This is a genomic window from Photorhabdus kayaii (assembly GCF_025384895.1).
Lineage (GTDB): Bacteria > Pseudomonadota > Gammaproteobacteria > Enterobacterales > Enterobacteriaceae > Photorhabdus > Photorhabdus kayaii.
In genome coordinates, this window is sequence record NZ_JAJAFZ010000002.1 from 98,979 (window position 1) to 119,908 (window position 20,930).

The following is a 20,930-nucleotide window of genomic DNA, read 5'->3' on the forward strand; positions in this document are numbered from 1 at the left end:
CAATTTATATTGGTGTTCTTGTTGCTTTAATGCGTTCATGCTGACCTCACACTAACAATGCTCCAATACCTACAACAACATCAACCACCGAACTAGACGCAGGCATTAGAATGCAATCTTGATGAAATGGTAATACCCACTAAAGTTAATAGTCTGATCGCATTATTAACTGCCTTCTTAAACTCAGCCACACGGGTATGGTTGAAATGACCTCCTGAAACAACAGTGCTTGCCAATTTTCCCACTTCTGCCGTTGCACCTAACAAATAACTCGACATGTTGGAATCACAAATCTCATTCACCGGCACCGATGGTTGACACTGCAATTGCTCCAGTAATCCATCCAAAATAGATGCATCTTGCGTTGCATCGGTTAACTTCATCAAGTCAACACAAGTCAGCATATGGGGCTGCTCAGGGTTCAGCTTGTTGCGCAGCATTTGCGGATTCATTCCGATAACTCCCGAAATTTGAGCTAAGTTGCCCCTATGAGCGTTGGCGAATACCCAGCAAGCATGATCAAAGTGTACTTGTTTGAAAACTTGATAATCAAACATTGTTATTTACCTTTTTATTCACATAATGTGAACGTTAAGACCAAACGAGAACGATTATTGGGAAACCTAATCCTTACACCAATCCCACCAATCAATGAAAACACGCTCATTTGATTTTTTCTTAGGCTTAATTTTTAGCCTACCAGTAGCAACATAATATTTAGCCGTTCTCTTGCAAACGCCTGATAATTCACAAAATCTATCATACGTAACCCAACGTGATTGAGCTTGTATTGAATTAACAATCTGCATAGTACATATTCTCCTTTTGTGTTCCATGTTCTAAACTTTTTGTGATTGTATTACCTTGCACTTCAAAGTACTACATTGAAGTACCTTACAGCTGAGATATTACGATCGCCATATAAGTACGTAAACTAAAAAAGTCCGCCTTTGGTGAAAAAATGCAACAGTACGCAAATGCAAGAGAAACGATAGATAGAATCTGTTTGGCATATAAGTTTAAATCATATAGCCAATTGGCTAATTATTTGTCGATCAGCAAGGGATCTTTAGGGAATCGTATAACAAGAGATAATTTTCCTTACGATATCGTCTTACGGTGTGCCTTAGAAACTGGAGCTTCCATTGAGTGGCTTTCATTTGGTATAGGAAACATGAACAGCACCATAGCTGAAACAGTGAAATTAACCACATTCGAGCTCGTTGATGAAAAACTCCAACAATCTAGTTCCCTCACCTTTGATAAAGACATCCTTCCTAAAAACTATGGTGATATTGAAGCAATCAAGTATGGCGAAAATATTTATTTCATTGATAGAAAACAAAAAAATACCAATGATGGAAAATGGTTAATCGAATTCTCAGGAAAATATCAATTCAAGGAATTGGAATTGATCCCCGGCAATAAAATACGTATGGATGGCGGTAAATATCCTATCGACTGCGATATAGATGATATTACTGTCCTAGGTAAAGTTATTTCTATTTATACGGCCTTATAATGTCTATCAAAAAAATTGATTCTGGTGAATGGCTCTGTGATCTACGGCCCAATGGCGTGAAGGGTAAACGTATTCGTAAGAAATTTGCAACTAAAGGCGAAGCTGTTGCTTATGAGCGTTATATCTTGGGTGAAATGGAAGATAAACCCTGGATAGCAGAGAAAGAAGATAACAGAAAACTATCTGAGTTAATTTCACTCTGGCATTCACTCTATGGCCGAACATTAGCAGACCCCGCCAGATTACTGTCAAAACTGACAGCCATCTGTAATGGGCTAGGTGATCCTACGGCTAATCAGCTTACTGCCGCTGACTTTAGTAAATACAGAGAACAGCGGTTAATGGGTTTATTACCTGATTCAAAAGGTAGAATCATGGCAGTGAAACCAATCACAGTAAACCTTGAACACCGTAATTTATCGTCTGTCTTTGGTACTCTAAGAAAACTTGGGCATATTAGCTATCCTAACCCATTATCAGGTTTGCCAACATTCAAGATTCAAGAAAATGAACTGGCCTTTTTATATCCTGATGAAATTATCTATTTACTGGATGCCTGCAAGGAATCCAAAAGCAAAGACTTACTTTTAATTACCAAAATCTGTTTAGCTACAGGTGCACGCTGGAGCGAAGCGGAAGAATTAGAAGGTAATCAAGTAACCCCGCATCGAATTACATTTATCAAAACTAAAGGCAAACGTAACAGAACCGTACCTATTTCCGAATCACTATATAATCAGATTCCCAAGAAACGAGGTAAATTATTTACCCCATGCCGCAAATCTTTTGAACGGGCGGTAAAACGAGCGGGAATTGACTTACCAGAAGGTCAATGTACTCACGTCTTACGGCACACATTCGCCAGTCATTTTATGATGAACGGAGGCAACATATTGGTATTGCAACGAATTCTAGGCCATACAGACATCAAAATGACTATGATTTATGCGCACTTCTCCCCTGATCATTTAGAAGATGCAATAACAAAGAATCCTCTTACACAATTGGAGTTAGAGAACCAATAAGATCCACATTGTGTCCACTCAGCTCAAAAATCAGTGTTCTGAATTGTTTCTTATTGCACAGTAATATATTGAAAAATAACATAATTATATGTTTTATATATATCTATAGGAAACTGTAGGAATTTCGGACGCGGGTTCAACTCCCGCCAGCTCCACCAATTTAGTAAGGACAGTGACAGGACAACAGCTTTAAAAACAGTAAGTTAGCAAAGTTGATTGGACACTGACCGGACAACGAAGGGACACAAAAGGATACGCAAAGGAGCCGCGGAGCTTTTGGAAAAACCAACCACAATTAGGTTGGTTTTTTTATGTCTATAGCATAGTAACTACCTCTATTTTATAATGCATAGTGCAAAATAAAATGCCTCACCAGATCTCTGCCTCATAGGGCATTATTCATAAATCCAGCACTTGATACCGTCAGTTTTTGCGGTCATTTTATTTACTAATGTCACCCTACCGGCGAAATGGCTATACTATGATGTGTCAATAAATAGTTTATATTTGTGGAGTAATTTTGAAACGTATACCGCCAGAATTGTTTAAGTCTGAAATGAAACGAAAAGGCTGGACGCGCCGCGAACTGGCTATACGGTGGGGCAAATCAGAAACATGGATCAGCAAAATAGTGAATAATATAGAACGGGATCAACACTGGAATGACGCCCTCAATGGACTGCCTGAAAACGAAAAGCCCAGATAAACTATAGGTCACATTTTTATTGCATAAAAGTGACCTATAGTTCATAATTCGACATTGAGAGACTATTTTCACTGACGCAGAGCTACCGGGCTGGCACCCGATAACCCTGCTTACCACAACTAACTATACGAGGTAGTTAATTATGGCTAAACGCGATAATAAAACAATTCAGCGAATTTCCCAAGCTGAACGTTTTGGCAAGGTAGCTAAAAACGGCATTTCTTTAAAAGGAAAATGGTTACAGGAGGCGGGATTTACCTTCGGAATGCCACTAAAAATCCGGGTGATGCCGGACTGTATTGTTATTACCACCCAGAACACCCAGGAACTCTGGCAATGCCTGGAAGGACTGAGTATTGAGCCATTTAACCCCAATGCTGCTATTGACTGGATTAAGTATTATCCTGGTGGGTTGATGATTATCTAATAGATTAAAGCATAAATGGACTACACCTTTAAATGTTGGATGGTTATCCAACATTTAAAGGGCGATTCAGTCAGAGTAGTGCAAAAAAGCCATTTTTGATTAGACTTATCTAACTATTGGGGGTCGGTTCAATTGGCCCTGATTCCATTATTCTAAGGGTTTTTCGGGCCAGTTAATATCTGACGCTGAATTAACATCAACACGGTTCAATAATACTCTATATTTTTTTAACTCTGCTAACAGCGATTTTTCCTCATCACTCGACATCCCCAAATCTACAGCATCTTGTAACGGAGCGATCTGTTTACTTACAGTGAACATAAGTTGCTGTTTCTTATGTTCTGCTTGTTGCTGCTGTTCCCGTCTAAGCTTTATTTTATCACTTTCTGATATTATCCACTTTTCACTATCCCATTTGTGATAAACAGACGGTGCTTGCTTTGTAAGAATTGGATAACCCTCTTTACCTCTGACGATAGCAAAGCCGCGTGATTGACCGTCAAGCAATTCATTGTGTTTTTCTACTGTTATTTCAACACACTCTTCATGAGCTTCATTATAAAAAGCACATTCTTTTCTGGAAAAATAGACCATTTATACCCCCCAAAATAATATATGTACAACTTTGCCTGGGTTCTCATTATTGTTGGGAGTACCTACTTGATATTCAAATGTCGATAATGTTGCATTACGTACTAATGTGTGACCAGTTGATGTATTTATACTCGACATGCTTGCAGTATAACCAAAAAACTTATTTTTAAAAGAAATTGGATAATTTACTTTTATCCATGATTGCTGACCTGATGCAACCTTAACCCATTGAATAATAATCCCCGTATCTCCACATTGCCACCAGCCATTTTCGGATTTTATGGCTGCATTTTGTAATGCAAGAGTACCACTTCTCTCAGGTATTAATATATTGTAACGCCGCTGATTCCTGGTATCGTTAGAATAGATATGCAACAATTTCCCTTCTGAACCGTTAATCCCCAATACATACCCATCTTTCGATTTGAAACGCAATTCAGGAAATGGCGTTTTACTATCAATCAGTAAACTGCCAATTGTTGCGGTTTTATCGCTAGAAATGCGCAAGAAAGTATTATCGCTCTCAGATTTAGCATAACTTCCCACATCCCCAGCATTCAAACTAATATCCCCGGCCAACAGCTTCCCGTTAATTTTCCGGCTATTCGGCACCGCCCCTTTAGCCAACTCCATCGTTTCCGATAAACCGATATTTTTTACAAATTCAGTTTTATTGAAGATGTCAGCGCCATTTTGATTTTTAGCGAGCTTATTATTGGCATTATCATTCACATCAGAAACAAGTTTCTGAGTTGCTGCAAGGGTATTACTGTTACCTGTCTTGTCTGTAAGTTGGGTGATGCCTTTTTCTGTGAGTGTGGCGTCAGGAATAAAATCTTGAGTTGCAATCTCTCCCAGTCCCAAATTATTACGCGCTGTCGCTTTGTTATTAATATCAGATAAGTTATTAGCTTTCTGTAGAAATAACCCATTAGGATCTGCTAGTAGATTTTTCCAACCGGAAACTGATGTACTATCCGGATCTGTATTGTTATCTTCTACCCCATTCCACCAAATTTTACTTCCATCAAAACTGGCAACAATGGCTCCTTTAGGATAACCATCAATGGCAGCACTAAAGTCAGCATTATACGAATACAAGCCACCAGACATTGAATAACGTATTGCGGTAGTAATATCATTCAATATCCCGTTCATATCCTTGCCAGATGGAGGAATTCCACCAGCAGATATTGCTGTCATCGTTAACGGGGGAAAACCGCTCAGATACGTAGCTACGCCTTTTGCCAAGCTGCTTTCAGTTGATTTTATTGCAATCTCGTTATAGTCTCCGGCGCTCGCAAACGGAACAGCAATAAGATTAGGTTTTTCAGTTGATTTCATTTGTTGGTATCCTTTGAACGATTGCGACACTGACACCAACCGGGTAAGGCAGTGCTCCCGATGTTTGAACAATTGCTAATTCTGCTGTTGATAGCTGAAATTCAAATACATAACTCATCTTCATATTTCCATCATCAGTGATATATGCACGTCCACTATCGCTAAACATATAAACAAGCATTCTGTTGATGTTTGGTATAGTACAGTCAGATATATTTGACATGGCTTTCATCATAATTAGCTTTCGGTACATCTGATCTGATAGCTCAATAGTTTTTGTTTTTGACTCCCCGGAATAAAATGGTGCTTGGTCAAATGGATTTGGATCTGTCGTTGTCGGAACATTCAGTAAAGCTTCACCAAAACCTATATATTTTACATTTTCATTAACAGTAAGCCGCCTGCTGACATTCACTATTTTTCCCCACACATCCAGTCCGTAAGTATTTGCTGTGTCAATGTTCCAAATCAGATCGTAAAATGTATTAATAAATTCAGCAGAGGAAACAGCGGCATTGAAGCTTCGAATAAGTGAGTTGAGTTTTGGACTAGCGGCATACTGAGCAAGAATAGTTGCTCCCACATTTTCCATTTATGAACCTACTAATTTCACAGATATATTATCAACGTCAAGCGTTGGGATTTCATCAATACCAAAACTAATTGATGTTGAATAAGTAATACCGTCACGGCTAAGCGTAATATTGTAAATATCAACACTCGATGTATCTATGTTATAAACGCCTGAATAATATCTACCAGCAAATAATGTAGATGCTATTCTTGCTCGCGTTCCACCGTCTTCTCCGTTAAATGCTTGCGCTATAGCTGACTTAACCTGTGTTTCAATATCAGCAGGAAGGTAATCGCTATTCGCAAGTGAGACGTCAACATAGACACGAATGGGCGCGGGTATCACATATTTAATTTCATATTCGGGGTAAGGCTGAACATAGTTTTCATCATCCACAATTGTGTGAGTTGTATTTCCGTTCGTAGGAATACCTGGAGGCTTTTTCTTCCAGATTGCTCTAGCGACATCCTCAGTTTTTCCCCCATACACAGCACTATAAATAGAGTTCGGCGCTATTCTGTATTTTGATACCCCGACCGTTTTTACTACCGAAGTATCATTTGAAATAACGTATGCGTCTGCCACGCCATTTACTTCTAATACTGCGGCATAAATGGCATGTAATGAGTTTGTCGCATTTTTAGCAACAGATTGTTTACGACGATACTCAAAATTAGCGCGGGTTTCCTCATCTGCGCCAGGTACGCCAGCATTCGCATTACTGATACCAGACCAGCCGGGCGCCGAGCTATAAATCGTGTTCAAGTCATCAATTTGGCATGCTAACGGCCCTGTTGTTGAGTTTTGGAAAACAACATCAACAGAGCCACTGTCAGGGATCTTAGCCTCTGTTATTGAATGATAAAGATACCCTTTTTTATCTTGAGCAATACTACCAATTGGAATAACTGTATTAACTAACCCAGTGCATGTTGCTGTTACCGTTGTTCCCGATGCTGGAATTCGATCTAAAAAATAAATTCGTCCGATAGCATCTTGAAAACGTCCGGTTGCATAATCCGGGTTAATTTGATTGACAATAGCAAGTAACTGATCGTTCTTGTCAGCAATGATAGCCGCATCACTCATGGCTATTTGACCTTGCGGTGTTGTTAAGCTCGTACTCATTGCACCACCCATTGCTGTGGCCAAATCATTTAGCCGCCCATTTAAAATATCAACCTCGTCGGGCACAATTAGACCCGTCTTTGTAAAGGTTACACCTGGAACACTTGTTGTCAGCACTACAGAGTTAGTCATCCGAAATTTACCACCGTTGATTGATTGTTCGTGTCCGTTATTGTCATCATGCCCGCAATAGTTCTCTCCTTCCCATTTATAACTTTACAAGTGGCAGACTGAACATAAGGTAACTTCATTGCTTCTTGTTGCATTTTGCTGTTGATTAGCTGAGTTCCCGGCCAATGTCCCAAAATTCGCTGGTAATAAGGAATACCCAATGCTGTGTCATACCAGCACTCACCCAGATATGTACTACAGGCACAAGCGACATCCTGCGCTACAGAATAGGGATTATCAGTAATGGCGATATTTCCAGAATCATCTAACGTTAAATCCCATGACTCGGTATCAAGAAGAAATGAACGAGTTTGCATTTTCGATTCCTATGGAAATAAAAAAACCGCAATTAAGCGGTGTAGATATGAAAAAACCCGCACTGTAGGCAGGTTTATTGATGACTACTCAAAAAATTTTAAGCAGCTTGGTGATGATTCTTACGCTTTCCCTGAAGCTCAACTTTTGGCTTATGCTCAAACATTTTTGGGGCAGCTTTTATCAACAAGTCAATAGCCCCACCCACAGCAGTATACACCTGCTGCGTATCAAATTTTTTGATATCTTTAATGGCTGCTTTCTGCTTTGACATAATGACTCCTAAGAGATTTTCTCTCCAAGAGCTTTGAGCTCATAAGGGGTGTTCACATTTATCACCAAACATATTATTAATGATAACACTAAAATTACAGTTTTTTATTTCTTCAGGAATATAATTTTTAAATAAAAAAACAAACCATATAACACCAGTTTTATTGACACATTCTAATATTAGAAAATCGTCATGCTCTTTTATCATCAATGAGTCAAATCTGACATATTTATCTCCGTTGAACAACCCCATATCAAAACCATATTTTTTATTTTCATACGTAATATCAATAGGTATTTTAATGTCTGGAAACTTTATAAAGTTTTCATTAATTAAAAATTTAGCGCCTTTGATTTTTTTAGTATCGCATATTCAAGCATAACAACCCTAGCCTACTTATTGGTAAAGAAAAATAATTTTATAGTATGATCTTAATTAAATTAAATAAGTCAGTTAAAACAAACACTAAAGCGTATATTATTTCTACTCAAAATACCAGCAGCTAAAAAATCATTAAAGTCCATACTTAACTTCAACAGATTTTCAACAATACAACAAAAAATTATACGAAAAGAGAACTTATTACCTATTCTTGAACAATAATTAGTAGCTAGGATAAATTATTTTACTCTACATAATCCCCTGATGAGGTGCCAACCATGAAAAAGCTATCAATTTGTTTTTTAGTATTGAGCATTACCGCTTTCTCGCCTAACTTCGCGTCGGCAAATTTATGTTATTACAATGAGAAATCTCTGAGTAAATGCGCTAAGACATGTACGCCAGTAATGATTATTAGCCTTTTCTTTTGGACAATTTGCCTTTAAATCAATTGATAATAATATATTTAATAACAAAGTGACAAGGATAGTTTCGTTCTTGTCGCTTTCATTGTGCGGTTTTATTTATTTTATATTTTTTAAACCGTCAATCACTTTAAATAAATTCAATCAAAATTAAGTGGAATGCTTAATCGGCAAGCTCATAAGTTGAAATCACCAGAAATCTTAGATAAAAAATACCAGTAAATAATTCATTATATCATCTCAAAATTATATAATTTAAGAGACACAATTTTCAAAAATCCTTATTAATGGCTGATAGTGACATTGATAAGCAGAAATATTAGCTTCAATCCACTGCTTAGCATTTATAGACTCAAAAGAGATTTTATATCCACAGTTTATAACAATATATTCAAATAATAGTCGCTGTGTTCGCCCATTTCCTTCTCTAAAAGGATGAATTACATTTAATTCCGCATAATATTCAGCAAGTTTTTTAATAAGTTCCTGATAGTTTAATCCTACAAGATAATTTTCATTCTCTAGCATATCAAATATCCTATTCCCTTCTATCTCAATACATTTAGCATGACAGAAACGGGTATCCCCTTTAGATATATCAATTATCCTTAGCTGACCAGCCCAATCATATAAATCAGAAAATATCTGTTTATGGAGTTTACGCCAAAAGACTAAATCGTAAGGTGGTTCCTGGAATGAAATATTCAATATAGCAAGTTCAGTAAGTTCCCTTTCTGCCTGCTCAAGAATAACGGGATCACGAATAGCTAATTTATTAATAAGTGTATCGATACCCGGATATGTATAGGGATCTTGCCCTGTTCCATATTTATCTACCATAACTACCTCATTGTAAACTATATTTTCTAATTAGTTTATCTTTAAGATTTTTTTGCTCTTTCGATGTTTCAGGCAAACTATTCATAACAATATTCATCCCTTCAAGACGCATACTATCTCTATAGTTTTTTAATTTTACACGGTCAAAATAATGTTTTTTTTCACTATAAGTTGTCATTATTGTTTTTCTGTTCTTTTGGTTTCTAATATCTTTTTCTTGCTGACGGGAATATTTAAATTTAGCCAGATCCAAATCGATCAATTTACAGTTAATCGCCTGACCACTTTCAAATATTCCCCAAGAAATAACTTCAAAATAACTGATCTTCCCATTTCTAATACGGTTAATCTTTACCTCTAAGTCTTGTTGCAATATTTGCAAAACCTGTTGCACCTTACGTTCAGATATCCCTGTCGCTTCTACAATTGAACGGGTATTAGGATGATCTAGTTTAGTCAAGGCCGCCATAACAGCTAATTCATATTTCATTTGAATTTCCAAGATACAATCTATGCAACAATAGTATAAAACATCAAAGTAACGAAAACCAGAAAAGAGAATAGCGCTATTATTGACGAATCCGGTAAAGCACATGTTCATGAAGCGGATGCCCATTCGGTAATGAAGGATGCAAGAAAGTATTTTCATCTTTCACCATGTCAAGCCGCTTCATAACTTTTTGAGATCGCAAATTGGAAATTGTCGTAAATGCAACTATTTCCTCAAGTTTTAATTGGGTGAAAGCAAAAGTGGCAGGAAAATATTCCATAACTTCTGCGTTACTATTCAAATGATAAAATGGTAATCTGTCCTCTTCTCTCCATGAACGCATAATTAACCTGTCTGTTTCCAACACCACAACCATATTCTTCTCCTCCCAATATTAATTAACAAATAGGATACCTAACCATATACTTTAATCAGAGGAAATAGAACAACATGATTCAAACTAAAAAGGAAGTGGCCCGTGCCAAAAGTCTCTGAATCAGATGTCACACGGGCCTGGTTTATCAGGCACTTGTTTTTACCGCGGCCTTATCTTTAGATTTATCATTATTGGTATCTTTTATTGGTACAACACGTTCAGATGCTGTTTTGTTTTCAACCTGTTCCGATTGCCCAAAAAACAGGCCTCCGCGCTTGATAGACATACTGCTGCAACGACTGATTCCACGCAGCTCGCCATGTTCAAGAATATCCAACGTTGCTGCACAGCACGTCCCCACAACGTCACCATCAATAATGATTTCTGGCGCGCTAAGTTCACCTTCGACCCGTCCAGCATGCATGATGCTGATCGCCCCCTCTTTCACCCGGATATTGCCAATCACTTTGCCCCAGATTTGTATATCACCTTCTACATCAATATCGCCCTTAAATACCGAGCTTTTGGCAACAATCGTGCAACGACGAGCTTCTGCACCGGCGTTCTTTTTATCATCAACAAATTGAGATAGCGGCTCGACAGCCGCTGCCTCTGCTTTTTTTCCAAACATAGTTTTTAATCTCGACCTCATGTGAATAAAGAAAAATATTAGCGCCAAAAAAGAGAGAATCGCTGTCACTGCACAGCCAAAAAAATTACCAGCCAGATAGAATCCCAGAGCAATGCTCCACATGATCCATATACAGCTCAAAAAAATGTTGTCCGAAAAACGATGTTTTGCCATGTTTGTTCACGTTTTTGTTATTTTTCATGCTTTTTTCGTTAGAAAATACAAAACCAAAATCACTATTTTAACAGAACAGATAACAATCAATACTAAAGGAAAGCAGGTATTTACAACGTTATTAAACGATTAAAAGCCTATACCCGTCATCTTTCAAGTTGCCTCTTTGTTGGCTGCACTCGCTCACCCCGGTCACATAGTTCTCTATGCTCCCGGGGATTCACTCCCTTGCCGTCGCGATGCATCTTGAAATCCATTGGGTATATATTCATTCTTCGATAACAATTAACAAGGAAAAATTAACATTAAAATAGATGCTTTATATTTATCATTGTTAACATAAATCAACAATAAAATCACGTTATTAATGTTTAATTTTGTTTACAAATGATCTATTGCAAGAATATTTCTCAATTAATATTTACTGATATTTATCTAACAAACATATTACTTATTTATACAATAGAATTAATTCATTAAAAATATCAATATTGTTACTCAAGCAATATACAACTAATATCCAATAAATTAATTACTTTTATAAATAAATGATTCAATTGCAAACTTATAAGATTAATTATAGATTGATATGAAAATAATTTAATATTGAGAGATATCATGAATAAATAAATTATATAGTGAGGATAACTTAAACACCAAAATTTTATTGAAAATAATCAAACCTCAACTGTCTCATAATCAAGAAATAACTATTAAAAAGTAAAATTTATCATTAATCTGAATATATGAAGCTTCTTTCGCTGGCACAACTTCGGAGATTTATCCGTCTTATTAGCCACCCAAGGTAAAGCCAGCAATATTTTCAATGTTGCCCGGGATAATAACTGATGAACTACTGGTTGTAATCTGCAATTTACCAAATGGTTCTCAAGACTCTTATGGGTTGAAGCTCTCGCCTTTTTCAATATTATGTTGGAAATTTTCCCAGGATTTACAGTCTTACCCAAAAGAGCCTGTCCGGTAGAATAAGGTATAGCAATAATAGCGCCATTAAAGGTCACTGTGATATAACTTTGATCAGCTTTATGTGCTATAAATGCAATAGACACAACACCCAATATTAACATGGCCGATATTATAATTTTATTCATTTTCATTTCAAATTATTACGATTATCTAATAACGATCAATACCGGCATAGAACAACAATATATTTTAAATAAATAATTTTATTATCAATCCTATTTTAATCTTATGAAGATTAGAAAAATTTGTGCCAGTAATAAATCATAAAAAATATTTATATATGAACCATGACCCTATCAACCTTTCAAGTATTACAGAATAATTCAATTAATAAAAACAAAAAATACAAATTCAAATAATTTCACAACAAAATACTTAGATAACATTTCAATACGATCATTTGCGATCTATAGTGTCGCAAATTATATCTATATAAGAATAAAATACTTTATGCAATTTGTTTTTCAAATTAAAAGATCTAAAATTTCAATTTTTCGATATAATCATTCTGCATCGTATAAAAACCAACCTTGACAAAACAGGATATACCCGGCAATTCTTTATGACTGAATATACCCGTCATCTTTCAAGTTGCCTCTTTGTTGGCTGCACTCACTCACCCCGGTCACATAGTTATCTATGCTCCCGGGGATTCACTCCCTTGCCGTCGCGATACATCTTGAAATCCATAGGGTATAAAGCATTCAGATTGCCCTCATGTGTTGAAATTAACCGTTGGATTATCCTAATTACTCAAGATATCCAACTGGGTTCAATAAAGCCTGGAGTTAATATGGAAAACCGGAAAGATTCGACTCAACCTTCCCAGACGGATCAAATACTCAATGTCATATCCGAATTATGTACTATTCGTAAAATGCAAGCGGCTCCCCCACCAGAATCATGGCCTAGTACGCGTGATGTAGCGGAACAATGCGATTTCACCATCTACAAAGCACGTTATCTGTTATTGAAACTGGCTAACAAAGGATTAGTTATGGTAACTCCGTCCCCCATTAAGAATTCTCTCCGATGGTATATACCGGAAGACAAAATTAAGTCTATCTAATGTCAAACAATTCTGAATAAATGGATGTCTGTTCTGTACAGAATGGCCTGTCTATATAGTCGAAAATTTGAAGAAGCAACATACGGCCCTATAGCATTATTCATTCAAATCGCTATATTCTTTCCATGATAAAAGTCTCGGCAAAACATTTAAGCACAGAGATATCATAACCCATTATTATCATTTTATCTTAAGAGGAAGCCTGGCATGGAAAAATTGCATCGTTGGGAAAAGGATGGATATGTTGTCACTACAGATAAAAATAAATTAGATATTATGATCATACAGCAGTTTTTAACGAAATCCATTTGGGCAGAAGGAATTGACAAGGAAACAGTTAAGTTGTCGATCGAAAATAGCTTGAACTTTGGTCTATATAAAAATACTCAGCAAATAGGATTTGCTCGTATCGTGACTGACTTCACAACCTTTGGTTATCTTAGTGATGTTTTTATTTTAGACGACTATCGAGGATTGGGATTAGGGCGCTGGCTAATGACATGTTGCCTGGAACATCCCCAAATAGCACAGCTTCGTCATATTATGCTCGTCACTTCGATGGCACCGTGGCTGTATGAAAAAATGGGTTATTCCCCAGTGAACGAGGAAAACTTTGTTTGGCAAATTGTCCGGCCGGATATTTATACCCTATGGATTTCAAGATGCATCGCGACGGCAAGGGAGCGAATCCCCGGGAGCATAGCGAACTATGTGACCGGGGTGAGTGAGTGCAGCCAACAAAGAGGCAACTTGAAAGATGACGGGTATATAAACAACCCAAGATATGAGGCAATCATCACGAAAAATGCCCGATCACGTTGTCGGGCATTACTACGATAATAGCCACACTATTACGACAAGCAGAGAGCTACTGTTTTATCAACGTGTATCTTTTAACCAGAAATTAGAAACTGGCGTTAACACCTAAGCTGAAAGCATAAGTGTGATTCTGAACATCACCATCATTGCGCGATATTGACGCAAAAGCGCCCCAATCTTTTGTAATAGCAGCATTCATACCGATAACGTATTCACGCCAGTTAGTGTCTTGCTTTTGGCTTTTACTAACGAAAGATGTCTCAGTTGAGTTAATGGCACTACTAATCTGATAATGCCTATCGCCGAACTGATGGTTAAACCGAACTTCGGCATAAGGGTTAAAACGACTAAAATTAGTGTCCAGACGCCAGCCTAATGTTCCGACCTGAGAATCGTAACGTTGATCACCGAAATGCATAGCCGTACTGCTATTACCTGATTCACGATAACCTTTAACATAACTCTTATCCCAAGCGTACTGGATAATCGGGCTGGTCATCACCGTAGATGTCAGCGGAATATCCCAACCCGCGGTAATGCGTCCTCCCCACTGATGACCGGTTGTCGAAGCATGCTCCTTGCGCAGCCACTCATTGAGCACGATACCGCGCGTAATATCCTCATATTTCATGTCCAAATAGTGAAGATCGCCGCTAATCCAACCTTTATCGTAGTAACGCCATAAGCCATAAGTGGTGAATAGATAACCACGGCCATCAGCGCGGAAATGATTAACTGAGCGCTTATCCTGATAACGCGAGATCATCCCGCCTAACAGAATATTATCCGTGAGTTGATAGTCACTACCCAGTGTCAATGTACTGTTGTGATTTCCACTATAACCACCGAATACGCCTATTTTACTCTGCTCGTTACCCACGCTGCGCAGCTGCTGCAAACGGTTGTCAAGAGAGGCAAGCGCTCCTTTCACCGGCACATTGTTGGTATTCGTCAGTGACATAACCTGATGTGGAGCATTAAGGATTGAAATAGTGTACTGACCGACCATACGCTGTGCGTCTGGAGTTGGATGAAAATCGTCAGAGAACAAAAAGGATTTACTGGCATCAAAACCGGTATCATCAGAACTACAAATATTAGCATCCCTATCCCGAACACAAGCATAGCCTAAGGTATTGGAAAAACCGTAGCGTAAAGGATTATCAATGACTTCATGCAAAAGTGCATTAACATCAACCCGAACAATATTGCCGCCCTTCTTGCTAAGTGCGGTATCTTCTAATTTATTGTACTCGTTAACCAATCCTGAGGCTTTGCTGCTTATTTCGTTATACTTATCAAGTAATTGTCGCTTATATTCTTCCGCTGTTTTAGCATCTCCCTTTGAAGCCTTGGCCGCAAGATTTTCAAAGATCCCTTGGATAATTTGAGAGCGAGTATCTTCATTTATCGTTGGATATGCATTAGTGCTCGCACGGATCATATCCTTTAATTCCTCAACCTGGTCAGGAGTGAGAGAAATCGGGAGCTTAGTGAGTCCCTGAGAAACGACGGCTTTCATAATCATTGGTGTTTTACCGATATCAGGAACAGTAGGTACAATAACGATCCCAGCTCCCGCATCAAGAAGCTTATGCACCTGTGCCGAGGCTTCCATCGCGCTACTTCCAACAATTCTCGGATCTCCCCCTAACATGACAGCTTTAAGATCATTACCACCAATCCAGTGAATATACATGCCATTAGGATCAGCACGACCACCGTGGCTTGCCAAATAATTATCTACTTGATTTTGAGTATTGTTATCTTTGTTCACATCAGGAACAGCAGTCGATCCACCCACGGCGTAATTAGTCCCACCTTCATCGAAAGGCTCCAGTTTAGTCCCTAAATGTTGAGCAATAAGATCATTATACAACTTATTAGTTTTACCATTTATCATGTATCGATGACCTTTTCTACCATCACTCAAGCTATCACCAAAAACATATAGATGGTCATAAGCGTGTGCATTCGAAATTGCACTTATCGAAAGTGCTAACATGCCTGGTGTAAATATAAATGCCCTTTTCATTAATATGATCCTCAAGAAGTTATTTTATATTTATCATTGAACTAACCGTCCAACTGAAATGATCAATCCAAATCGAAACTACGTTAATGAGATATGACGCAATCCCCTTTCTGATTAACCAATACCTCATTATAGTTAGTAATAGAGAGAATTCCGCATTGTTTTTTTAGGTTTTAAAGTTTAGTGTTGCTTGATTGTTCAATTAATCAAATTGGTTAAATTTCAACTATCTATAAAAAGTAATATTAGACCAAATAGATTGAATTCTCTCCTTTGTTTCATGAAATAGATCACAAAACAGACAGCATAAGATTCTGATAAGAATAATGGATAGGAATAACGGCTAAGCCTGAGTAATATCTGAAGCGATCCATCACAACAAATGTGATAGTGTTAATTCATCATCGGTTTAGAGAAATAAAAGATTAAGAAGAATGAATATGAGGATTCAGCAAGCGATAAAGGCCGATTTCAATAAACTGATCGAAATCTGGGAAGCCTCGGTACAAGCAACACATGACTTTTTATCTGACGAACATATTAATCAACTACGCCCATTGATTCAGCATACCTATTTACCGATGCTGACGGTTTATAAAGCGATAAATGATAAACACGAAATACGCCATCTCCACATGACGCCACTATTATCAAGGCAGCGACAATCTCTTCGCTGCCCAAACCTTTATTTCAAATTAAATTCTATTGCTAAAGTAAGCTCCCTTGGCAAACCGGCCGGTTTTAGCCCTACCGACCGAGCTTGTTGGATAGCCGCAAGGGCAGCGCGGTCTAATTCATCAGCGCCTGAACTCTGCACTAATTGGTGATTCGTCAAATCACCACTATCCAGCAAGCTAAACCTGACCTGTACGATACCCTGTTGCTTCATCTTCTTAGCCCGACGCGGATAGCGTTTATGTTTTTCAATTTCACGACGTAAGGCGGACTGATAGCTTTGTAACTCATCAGCTCCAACGCCAGTGATCGGTTGACTGGTCGTCGCCTGACGAGCGCCAGCTTGTGAATCCACAGCATCTCTCCCTGCTAACTGAGAACTTCCCTCCGTTTGCTCTGGTTGATTTTGCTCTGCCCCTAGTTTACGCCCGCGCTCTGCTAGTTTTGGTTGAGGATCTTCTACCGGCTCTTTCTGTGGCTGAGGCTTGCTCTTCGGTTTAGCATCCGCATGTTTTTCTGGCGGTGGCTCCGGGCGTTCTTGTTTCCGTGGCTTATCCGCAGGCTTATTAAGGACTATTTTTGCCTCATGTGGCGATTCCGCTACCACTATCTCTGGCGGTAACGGGGGTGGAATAGGTTCCGGTTCTACCGGTTGTTCCTGTCCGGCCGGTGCTGCCGAAGCAACCATTTCTATTGACATACTCATTATTGGCGAATTCACTAATTGATTATTCGCACTGTCATCACGCAGTAAATGCCTCGCCATAAATCCAACAAGACCCGCATGTAACAGTAAAGAAGCAAACAAACCAATATAAAAACGATTTCTCATCATAACTTCAAGCCATCTTTCCGTCCGTTATCTGTGGAGATTGCCAGCGCTCTTAACCGCAACCGGCTAATCTCCCTTAAAGAGTCAGAACCGACTGGTGACACTAAGCTTAAACGTTCGCCCAGGCGCTGGCATCATGGAACGCGTTAACGGGTCCAGATAATAGCGATCGGTTAAGTTGGTGCCAGATAATTCAACAACCACATCTGGTGTAACCTGATAATTAATATAAGCATCTACAGTCATTACCGAGTTCCAACGCATCGGATTATTATTTATCCCTTTATAAACACCGGGTATTTTTTTCATTAACCATTTTTCATCCTTATTCTCCACACTGCTGTGGTATAACACTCGGCTGCCGATTTCTAAATTTTCATCTAATAACCGGCCACCAATATTCAGATTAAGAGAATAACGAGGTGGGATAGTTGTCCTTAAAAAACCACCGGGAAAACCGCCATCAATACATTCAGGAACACCAAATTGGTTTCTTGGATCTAACATAAGTGATGCGGTTTTATCGCAAACTTTATTTTTAAGATTATAAGATAGACCAAAATGGGTAAAGAAATTACCGTTATCATAACGTCCCTGTAATTCTAAACCAGATAATTTCTGTTTATCTAATTGAGTAAATACAAAGTTACTGTCACGGTCAAAAACATTCTCAATGATGGTATTATAATAAGCGAATCTAATATCCGCATTACGTTCCGCACCCAATAACTGAATTAAATCATGCACATAACCCACTTCCACTGTTTTACTACGTTCAGGTTTAAAAGCACGTGTAGGCTTATCAGTCAAACCGGAAGAAAAGCCAACGGTATCCTCAAAAATACTTGGCATACGTACTGCTTCGGCATAGCGGGTATAGATACGTGCATTATCACTCACATAGGCTGTTGCGGAAAATACCGGAGCCCAGGCATGATCTTTACGTTTAGGTTGTTTAGACCAACGCTCTTGTTCACTTTTCGCTTTATAAACACCCTTATCACTATTATTTAGTATTTCTCCAGAGTCATCAATATAACGGCTATTCTGTTGAGCAGCACTGTATTCATATTTATACACTTCTTTATTCGTTATAGGATCAATAACGCGCTCATTCATATCAAGCTCCCCATTGAAATAAGGGTTATCTTGTTTATATAACTTACCATCGTCATGATATTTCCAAAGCACATCTACCGGCGCCATAGGGCGAAGAACTGAATCCCGTTCTTTTGATTCTGTGATCTTCTTTTCTTCATATTCTAAATATTCATCTAAATCATCAAAACAGTCATCAACGCAATTACTATATTTTTTATACAACATAGCTTCCTGCTCAGTAAGTGTTCTCAGATATCGTATCCCCTGGCCAACCAATTTTTCACTGTTACTATAACCAATATCACGGGCAGCCAAACGTTCATTTAAAAAATCATCCTTAGACCAATAACTTACCCGTCTAGCGCCAGCACTTAATGCCAACCATGAGGTAGGCCGCCAGTCAAAATTAAAAGCAATATTATTCTCCTGGCGGCGTCCTTTTCTTGGGGGTGATCGAAAACTAGAAAAATTCTTCCCTTTATAATCATCATGGGAACCTAAACGTTCCTGTTGTAGGCTAGCTGACAAGGTTAAATCTAAATTTGAGGTCAATTCGAAAGCATTAGAGAGATCAACACCCCAACGGTTATTATGGGTATTGGTAGAAGCAGTATCTACCAAGCGACCATCTTTATTTGGATCTCTTTCCTTACCATTTACATCCCAAACAGCATCCCGCTCTCGCGGTTCACGTGGATATCCCCCGGCAGTATTGGTATCGCTGATAGTACGGGTAATCCAAAATTTCATATCAAAATCAACCCATTTGTTCCCGTCAGGTTTCCATTTATAATCCAAGTTAAATGCCTGCTGATGTACATTCGCTAGCGGCCACTGTGGTAAAACGTTATTTTCTGCCCGAGCCCAACCAAGCCGCGAAGGCATAATCTCCCCGTAAATCGTTTTAGTATCGCGGATACCAAACCCAATCGTCTGTTGGTTAGCCAAATACCAGTTATTTTTAAACAACCAAGATTCCATTTCACTGGAGGTATTCGGCACTTCATTTCCGGGGCGATATATACGTGCAACAAAAGGCAAATAAGGATCATACGACCGGGTACCACCATCAAGGATCTCTATATCCTTTTTATTAATGGGATCATCATAGCGATGAGCACCCCCCTTACCGGCAAAATAGTTTCCTTTACTGCGATAACTATAAGCTGCCATTAAATCAAAATATTCCTGTCGGGTACCTAACGCTAGACGTATCGCATTATCTTTTAGGCCCAATAATTTATTATCTTTTGACGTTTTTGGCGTAATTTCTAACGCAGGATCAACATAATTAAATCCCTGATTAAAACCGGGAATATCCCGATAATCTTGCCCTAATTCCAGATGCGGTACTCGTTCCTTAACCGCATTACTGCTGGTTTCCAATTTCAAGTTAATACCAAATCGTTCGTCTATTGGTACCACATCATCAATACCCAAAGTTTTGATCATTACCGCCCCACCGATCGAACCTTTTACTCCACGTGTCAGTGATGGGCCTTTTTCTATCTCAATGCTGCTGATCAAGTTAGGATCAATATAATTACGATTATTCGCACCGTTATAACCACGCCAAGTGGTAATTGCCTGCTCAGTACCATCAATGGTAACAGGAACCCGTCCCTGCCCTTGAATACCTCGAATATTAGGATCTAATGCGCCACTGTTTCGCGAATCACCACTAAATACGCCGACTGCACTTTTTAAAACATCCGCTGGTGAAGCACCCTTATAACGTTCTACCAAATCCTTACCCAAGTAAATATTGGTAATATCTTTATCATAAACCGCATCATAACCTGCCTCATCTTTTTCACTGGTCGCTGAAACGTTAATTTTACCAAGGTCAGCCTTATTTTCAGCTGGCTGTTTAGATGATTGAGCCGAGGTTATTAGTGTTTCTGCATCAGAACGATAGGGCATCATACTGTAGGCTAATGCCAGCATGAATGTTATTTTGCTATATTTATTATTTAATTTATACATAGTCATTATCTGCCATAGTGTGGATTGAA

The 20,930-nt window shown here is 38.4% G+C and carries 20 protein-coding genes and 2 pseudogenes; 6 read left to right on the forward strand and 16 right to left on the reverse strand.

Annotated features, from left to right (window positions below; genetic code table 11):
- Window positions 1–46: 46 nt before the first annotated feature.
- Both LGZ98_RS01625 and LGZ98_RS01630 read right to left on the reverse strand, forming a co-directional pair.
- Window positions 47–557, reverse strand: a pseudogene (locus LGZ98_RS01625) (phage regulatory CII family protein).
- Between the two features lie 66 nt (window positions 558–623).
- The gene (locus tag LGZ98_RS01630) at window positions 624–809 is read right to left on the reverse strand and encodes a hypothetical protein (RefSeq protein ID WP_113041406.1); all 186 of its coding nucleotides are present in this window, start codon (window positions 807–809) and stop codon (window positions 624–626) included.
- 152 nt (window positions 810–961) lie between these two features.
- Between LGZ98_RS01630 and LGZ98_RS01635 the strand changes: the two genes are divergently transcribed.
- The 4 genes from LGZ98_RS01635 (at window position 962) to LGZ98_RS01650 (ending at window position 3,680) form a co-directional block, all read left to right on the forward strand.
- A complete protein-coding gene (locus LGZ98_RS01635; RefSeq protein WP_113041407.1) occupies window positions 962–1,522 on the forward strand; it encodes a phage repressor protein CI in 561 nt (186 codons plus the stop codon).
- Window positions 1,522–2,547 carry a site-specific integrase gene (locus LGZ98_RS01640; RefSeq protein WP_113041408.1) on the forward strand — a complete coding sequence of 342 codons (1,026 nt, stop codon included), beginning with the start codon at window positions 1,522–1,524 and terminating at the stop codon, window positions 2,545–2,547. The genes LGZ98_RS01635 and LGZ98_RS01640 overlap by 1 nt, the downstream gene beginning before the upstream one ends.
- A gap of 520 nt (window positions 2,548–3,067) precedes the next feature.
- Window positions 3,068–3,253: a helix-turn-helix domain-containing protein gene (locus tag LGZ98_RS01645; protein WP_046395821.1), complete on the forward strand. Its 186-nt coding sequence runs from the start codon at window positions 3,068–3,070 to the stop codon at window positions 3,251–3,253.
- 142 nt (window positions 3,254–3,395) lie between these two features.
- The gene (locus tag LGZ98_RS01650; protein WP_113041409.1) at window positions 3,396–3,680 is read left to right on the forward strand and encodes a SymE family type I addiction module toxin; all 285 of its coding nucleotides are present in this window, start codon (window positions 3,396–3,398) and stop codon (window positions 3,678–3,680) included.
- A 147-nt stretch (window positions 3,681–3,827) separates the two neighbouring features.
- Here the strand turns inward: LGZ98_RS01650 and LGZ98_RS01655 are convergent, their stop codons facing one another.
- The 11 genes from LGZ98_RS01655 to LGZ98_RS01705 all read right to left on the reverse strand — a co-directional run bounded on the left by LGZ98_RS01655 (window position 3,828) and on the right by LGZ98_RS01705 (window position 12,509).
- Window positions 3,828–4,274, reverse strand: a complete 447-nt coding sequence (locus tag LGZ98_RS01655) for a tail fiber assembly protein (RefSeq protein WP_113041410.1) — start codon at window positions 4,272–4,274, stop codon at window positions 3,828–3,830.
- Window positions 4,275–5,618, reverse strand: a complete 1,344-nt coding sequence (locus tag LGZ98_RS24180; protein WP_390904639.1) for a phage tail protein — start codon at window positions 5,616–5,618, stop codon at window positions 4,275–4,277.
- Window positions 5,605–6,210, reverse strand: a complete 606-nt coding sequence (locus tag LGZ98_RS01665; RefSeq protein ID WP_036770749.1) for a DUF2612 domain-containing protein — start codon at window positions 6,208–6,210, stop codon at window positions 5,605–5,607. Before LGZ98_RS01665 ends, LGZ98_RS24180 begins: the two co-directional genes overlap by 14 nt.
- Window positions 6,211–7,452, reverse strand: coding sequence for a baseplate J/gp47 family protein (locus tag LGZ98_RS01670; protein WP_262977604.1), 1,242 nt, complete (start codon window positions 7,450–7,452; stop codon window positions 6,211–6,213).
- The gene (locus LGZ98_RS01675) at window positions 7,449–7,808 is read right to left on the reverse strand and encodes a contractile injection system sheath initiator (RefSeq protein WP_262977605.1); all 360 of its coding nucleotides are present in this window, start codon (window positions 7,806–7,808) and stop codon (window positions 7,449–7,451) included. The genes LGZ98_RS01670 and LGZ98_RS01675 overlap by 4 nt, the downstream gene beginning before the upstream one ends.
- Window positions 7,809–7,906: 98 nt before the next feature.
- Window positions 7,907–8,080, reverse strand: a complete 174-nt coding sequence (locus LGZ98_RS01680; protein WP_158536502.1) for a hypothetical protein — start codon at window positions 8,078–8,080, stop codon at window positions 7,907–7,909.
- A gap of 1,061 nt (window positions 8,081–9,141) precedes the next feature.
- On the reverse strand, window positions 9,142–9,726 hold the full coding sequence (locus LGZ98_RS01685; RefSeq protein ID WP_113025041.1) for a putative adenosine monophosphate-protein transferase Fic: 585 nt from the start codon (window positions 9,724–9,726) through the stop codon (window positions 9,142–9,144).
- Window positions 9,727–9,733: 7 nt separating this feature from the next.
- The gene (locus LGZ98_RS01690) at window positions 9,734–10,216 is read right to left on the reverse strand and encodes a YhfG family protein (RefSeq protein ID WP_011147684.1); all 483 of its coding nucleotides are present in this window, start codon (window positions 10,214–10,216) and stop codon (window positions 9,734–9,736) included.
- A gap of 79 nt (window positions 10,217–10,295) precedes the next feature.
- A complete protein-coding gene (locus tag LGZ98_RS01695) occupies window positions 10,296–10,592 on the reverse strand; it encodes a GNAT family N-acetyltransferase (RefSeq protein WP_262977606.1) in 297 nt (98 codons plus the stop codon).
- A 145-nt stretch (window positions 10,593–10,737) separates the two neighbouring features.
- Window positions 10,738–11,397: a bactofilin family protein gene (locus LGZ98_RS01700; protein ID WP_262977607.1), complete on the reverse strand. Its 660-nt coding sequence runs from the start codon at window positions 11,395–11,397 to the stop codon at window positions 10,738–10,740.
- A 713-nt stretch (window positions 11,398–12,110) separates the two neighbouring features.
- Window positions 12,111–12,509: a fimbrial protein gene (locus LGZ98_RS01705; protein WP_262977608.1), complete on the reverse strand. Its 399-nt coding sequence runs from the start codon at window positions 12,507–12,509 to the stop codon at window positions 12,111–12,113.
- A gap of 668 nt (window positions 12,510–13,177) precedes the next feature.
- Here LGZ98_RS01705 and LGZ98_RS01710 point away from each other — a divergent pair.
- Window positions 13,178–13,453, forward strand: coding sequence for a FaeA/PapI family transcriptional regulator (locus LGZ98_RS01710; protein WP_112876683.1), 276 nt, complete (start codon window positions 13,178–13,180; stop codon window positions 13,451–13,453).
- A 207-nt stretch (window positions 13,454–13,660) separates the two neighbouring features.
- Window positions 13,661–14,098: pseudogene (locus tag LGZ98_RS01715) on the forward strand (GNAT family N-acetyltransferase); the annotation flags it as partial.
- A 259-nt stretch (window positions 14,099–14,357) separates the two neighbouring features.
- On the opposite strand, the gene LGZ98_RS01720 reads toward LGZ98_RS01715, so the two are convergent.
- The 3 genes from LGZ98_RS01720 to LGZ98_RS01730 all read right to left on the reverse strand — a co-directional run bounded on the left by LGZ98_RS01720 (window position 14,358) and on the right by LGZ98_RS01730 (window position 20,901).
- The gene (locus tag LGZ98_RS01720) at window positions 14,358–16,307 is read right to left on the reverse strand and encodes an autotransporter outer membrane beta-barrel domain-containing protein (RefSeq protein ID WP_262977609.1); all 1,950 of its coding nucleotides are present in this window, start codon (window positions 16,305–16,307) and stop codon (window positions 14,358–14,360) included.
- A gap of 685 nt (window positions 16,308–16,992) precedes the next feature.
- The gene (locus LGZ98_RS01725; protein ID WP_113041418.1) at window positions 16,993–17,817 is read right to left on the reverse strand and encodes an energy transducer TonB; all 825 of its coding nucleotides are present in this window, start codon (window positions 17,815–17,817) and stop codon (window positions 16,993–16,995) included.
- A gap of 81 nt (window positions 17,818–17,898) precedes the next feature.
- Window positions 17,899–20,901, reverse strand: a complete 3,003-nt coding sequence (locus LGZ98_RS01730) for a TonB-dependent receptor domain-containing protein (RefSeq protein WP_262977610.1) — start codon at window positions 20,899–20,901, stop codon at window positions 17,899–17,901.
- Between the last annotated feature and the right edge of the window lie 29 nt (window positions 20,902–20,930).

Bases quoted from the DNA above. Each gene is read 5' to 3' on its own strand.
- LGZ98_RS01650 (WP_113041409.1), top strand. From the start codon at position 3,396: ATGGCTAAACGCGATAATAAAACAATTCAGCGAATTTCCCAAGCTGAA.
- LGZ98_RS01720 (WP_262977609.1), bottom strand. From the start codon at position 16,307: ATGAAAAGGGCATTTATATTTACACCAGGCATGTTAGCACTTTCGATA.
- LGZ98_RS01700 (WP_262977607.1), bottom strand. From the start codon at position 11,397: ATGGCAAAACATCGTTTTTCGGACAACATTTTTTTGAGCTGTATATGG.
- LGZ98_RS01680 (WP_158536502.1), bottom strand. From the start codon at position 8,080: ATGTCAAAGCAGAAAGCAGCCATTAAAGATATCAAAAAATTTGATACG.
- LGZ98_RS01665 (WP_036770749.1), bottom strand. From the start codon at position 6,210: ATGGAAAATGTGGGAGCAACTATTCTTGCTCAGTATGCCGCTAGTCCA.
- LGZ98_RS01710 (WP_112876683.1), top strand. From the start codon at position 13,178: ATGGAAAACCGGAAAGATTCGACTCAACCTTCCCAGACGGATCAAATA.
- LGZ98_RS01730 (WP_262977610.1), bottom strand. From the start codon at position 20,901: ATGTATAAATTAAATAATAAATATAGCAAAATAACATTCATGCTGGCA.
- LGZ98_RS01655 (WP_113041410.1), bottom strand. From the start codon at position 4,274: ATGGTCTATTTTTCCAGAAAAGAATGTGCTTTTTATAATGAAGCTCAT.
- LGZ98_RS01675 (WP_262977605.1), bottom strand. From the start codon at position 7,808: ATGCAAACTCGTTCATTTCTTCTTGATACCGAGTCATGGGATTTAACG.
- LGZ98_RS01685 (WP_113025041.1), bottom strand. From the start codon at position 9,726: ATGGTAGATAAATATGGAACAGGGCAAGATCCCTATACATATCCGGGT.
- LGZ98_RS01690 (WP_011147684.1), bottom strand. From the start codon at position 10,216: ATGAAATATGAATTAGCTGTTATGGCGGCCTTGACTAAACTAGATCAT.
- LGZ98_RS01705 (WP_262977608.1), bottom strand. From the start codon at position 12,509: ATGAATAAAATTATAATATCGGCCATGTTAATATTGGGTGTTGTGTCT.
- LGZ98_RS01695 (WP_262977606.1), bottom strand. From the start codon at position 10,592: ATGGTTGTGGTGTTGGAAACAGACAGGTTAATTATGCGTTCATGGAGA.
- LGZ98_RS01670 (WP_262977604.1), bottom strand. From the start codon at position 7,452: ATGACTAACTCTGTAGTGCTGACAACAAGTGTTCCAGGTGTAACCTTT.
- LGZ98_RS01640 (WP_113041408.1), top strand. From the start codon at position 1,522: ATGTCTATCAAAAAAATTGATTCTGGTGAATGGCTCTGTGATCTACGG.
- LGZ98_RS24180 (WP_390904639.1), bottom strand. From the start codon at position 5,618: ATGAAATCAACTGAAAAACCTAATCTTATTGCTGTTCCGTTTGCGAGC.
- LGZ98_RS01725 (WP_113041418.1), bottom strand. From the start codon at position 17,817: ATGATGAGAAATCGTTTTTATATTGGTTTGTTTGCTTCTTTACTGTTA.
- LGZ98_RS01630 (WP_113041406.1), bottom strand. From the start codon at position 809: ATGCAGATTGTTAATTCAATACAAGCTCAATCACGTTGGGTTACGTAT.
- LGZ98_RS01635 (WP_113041407.1), top strand. From the start codon at position 962: ATGCAACAGTACGCAAATGCAAGAGAAACGATAGATAGAATCTGTTTG.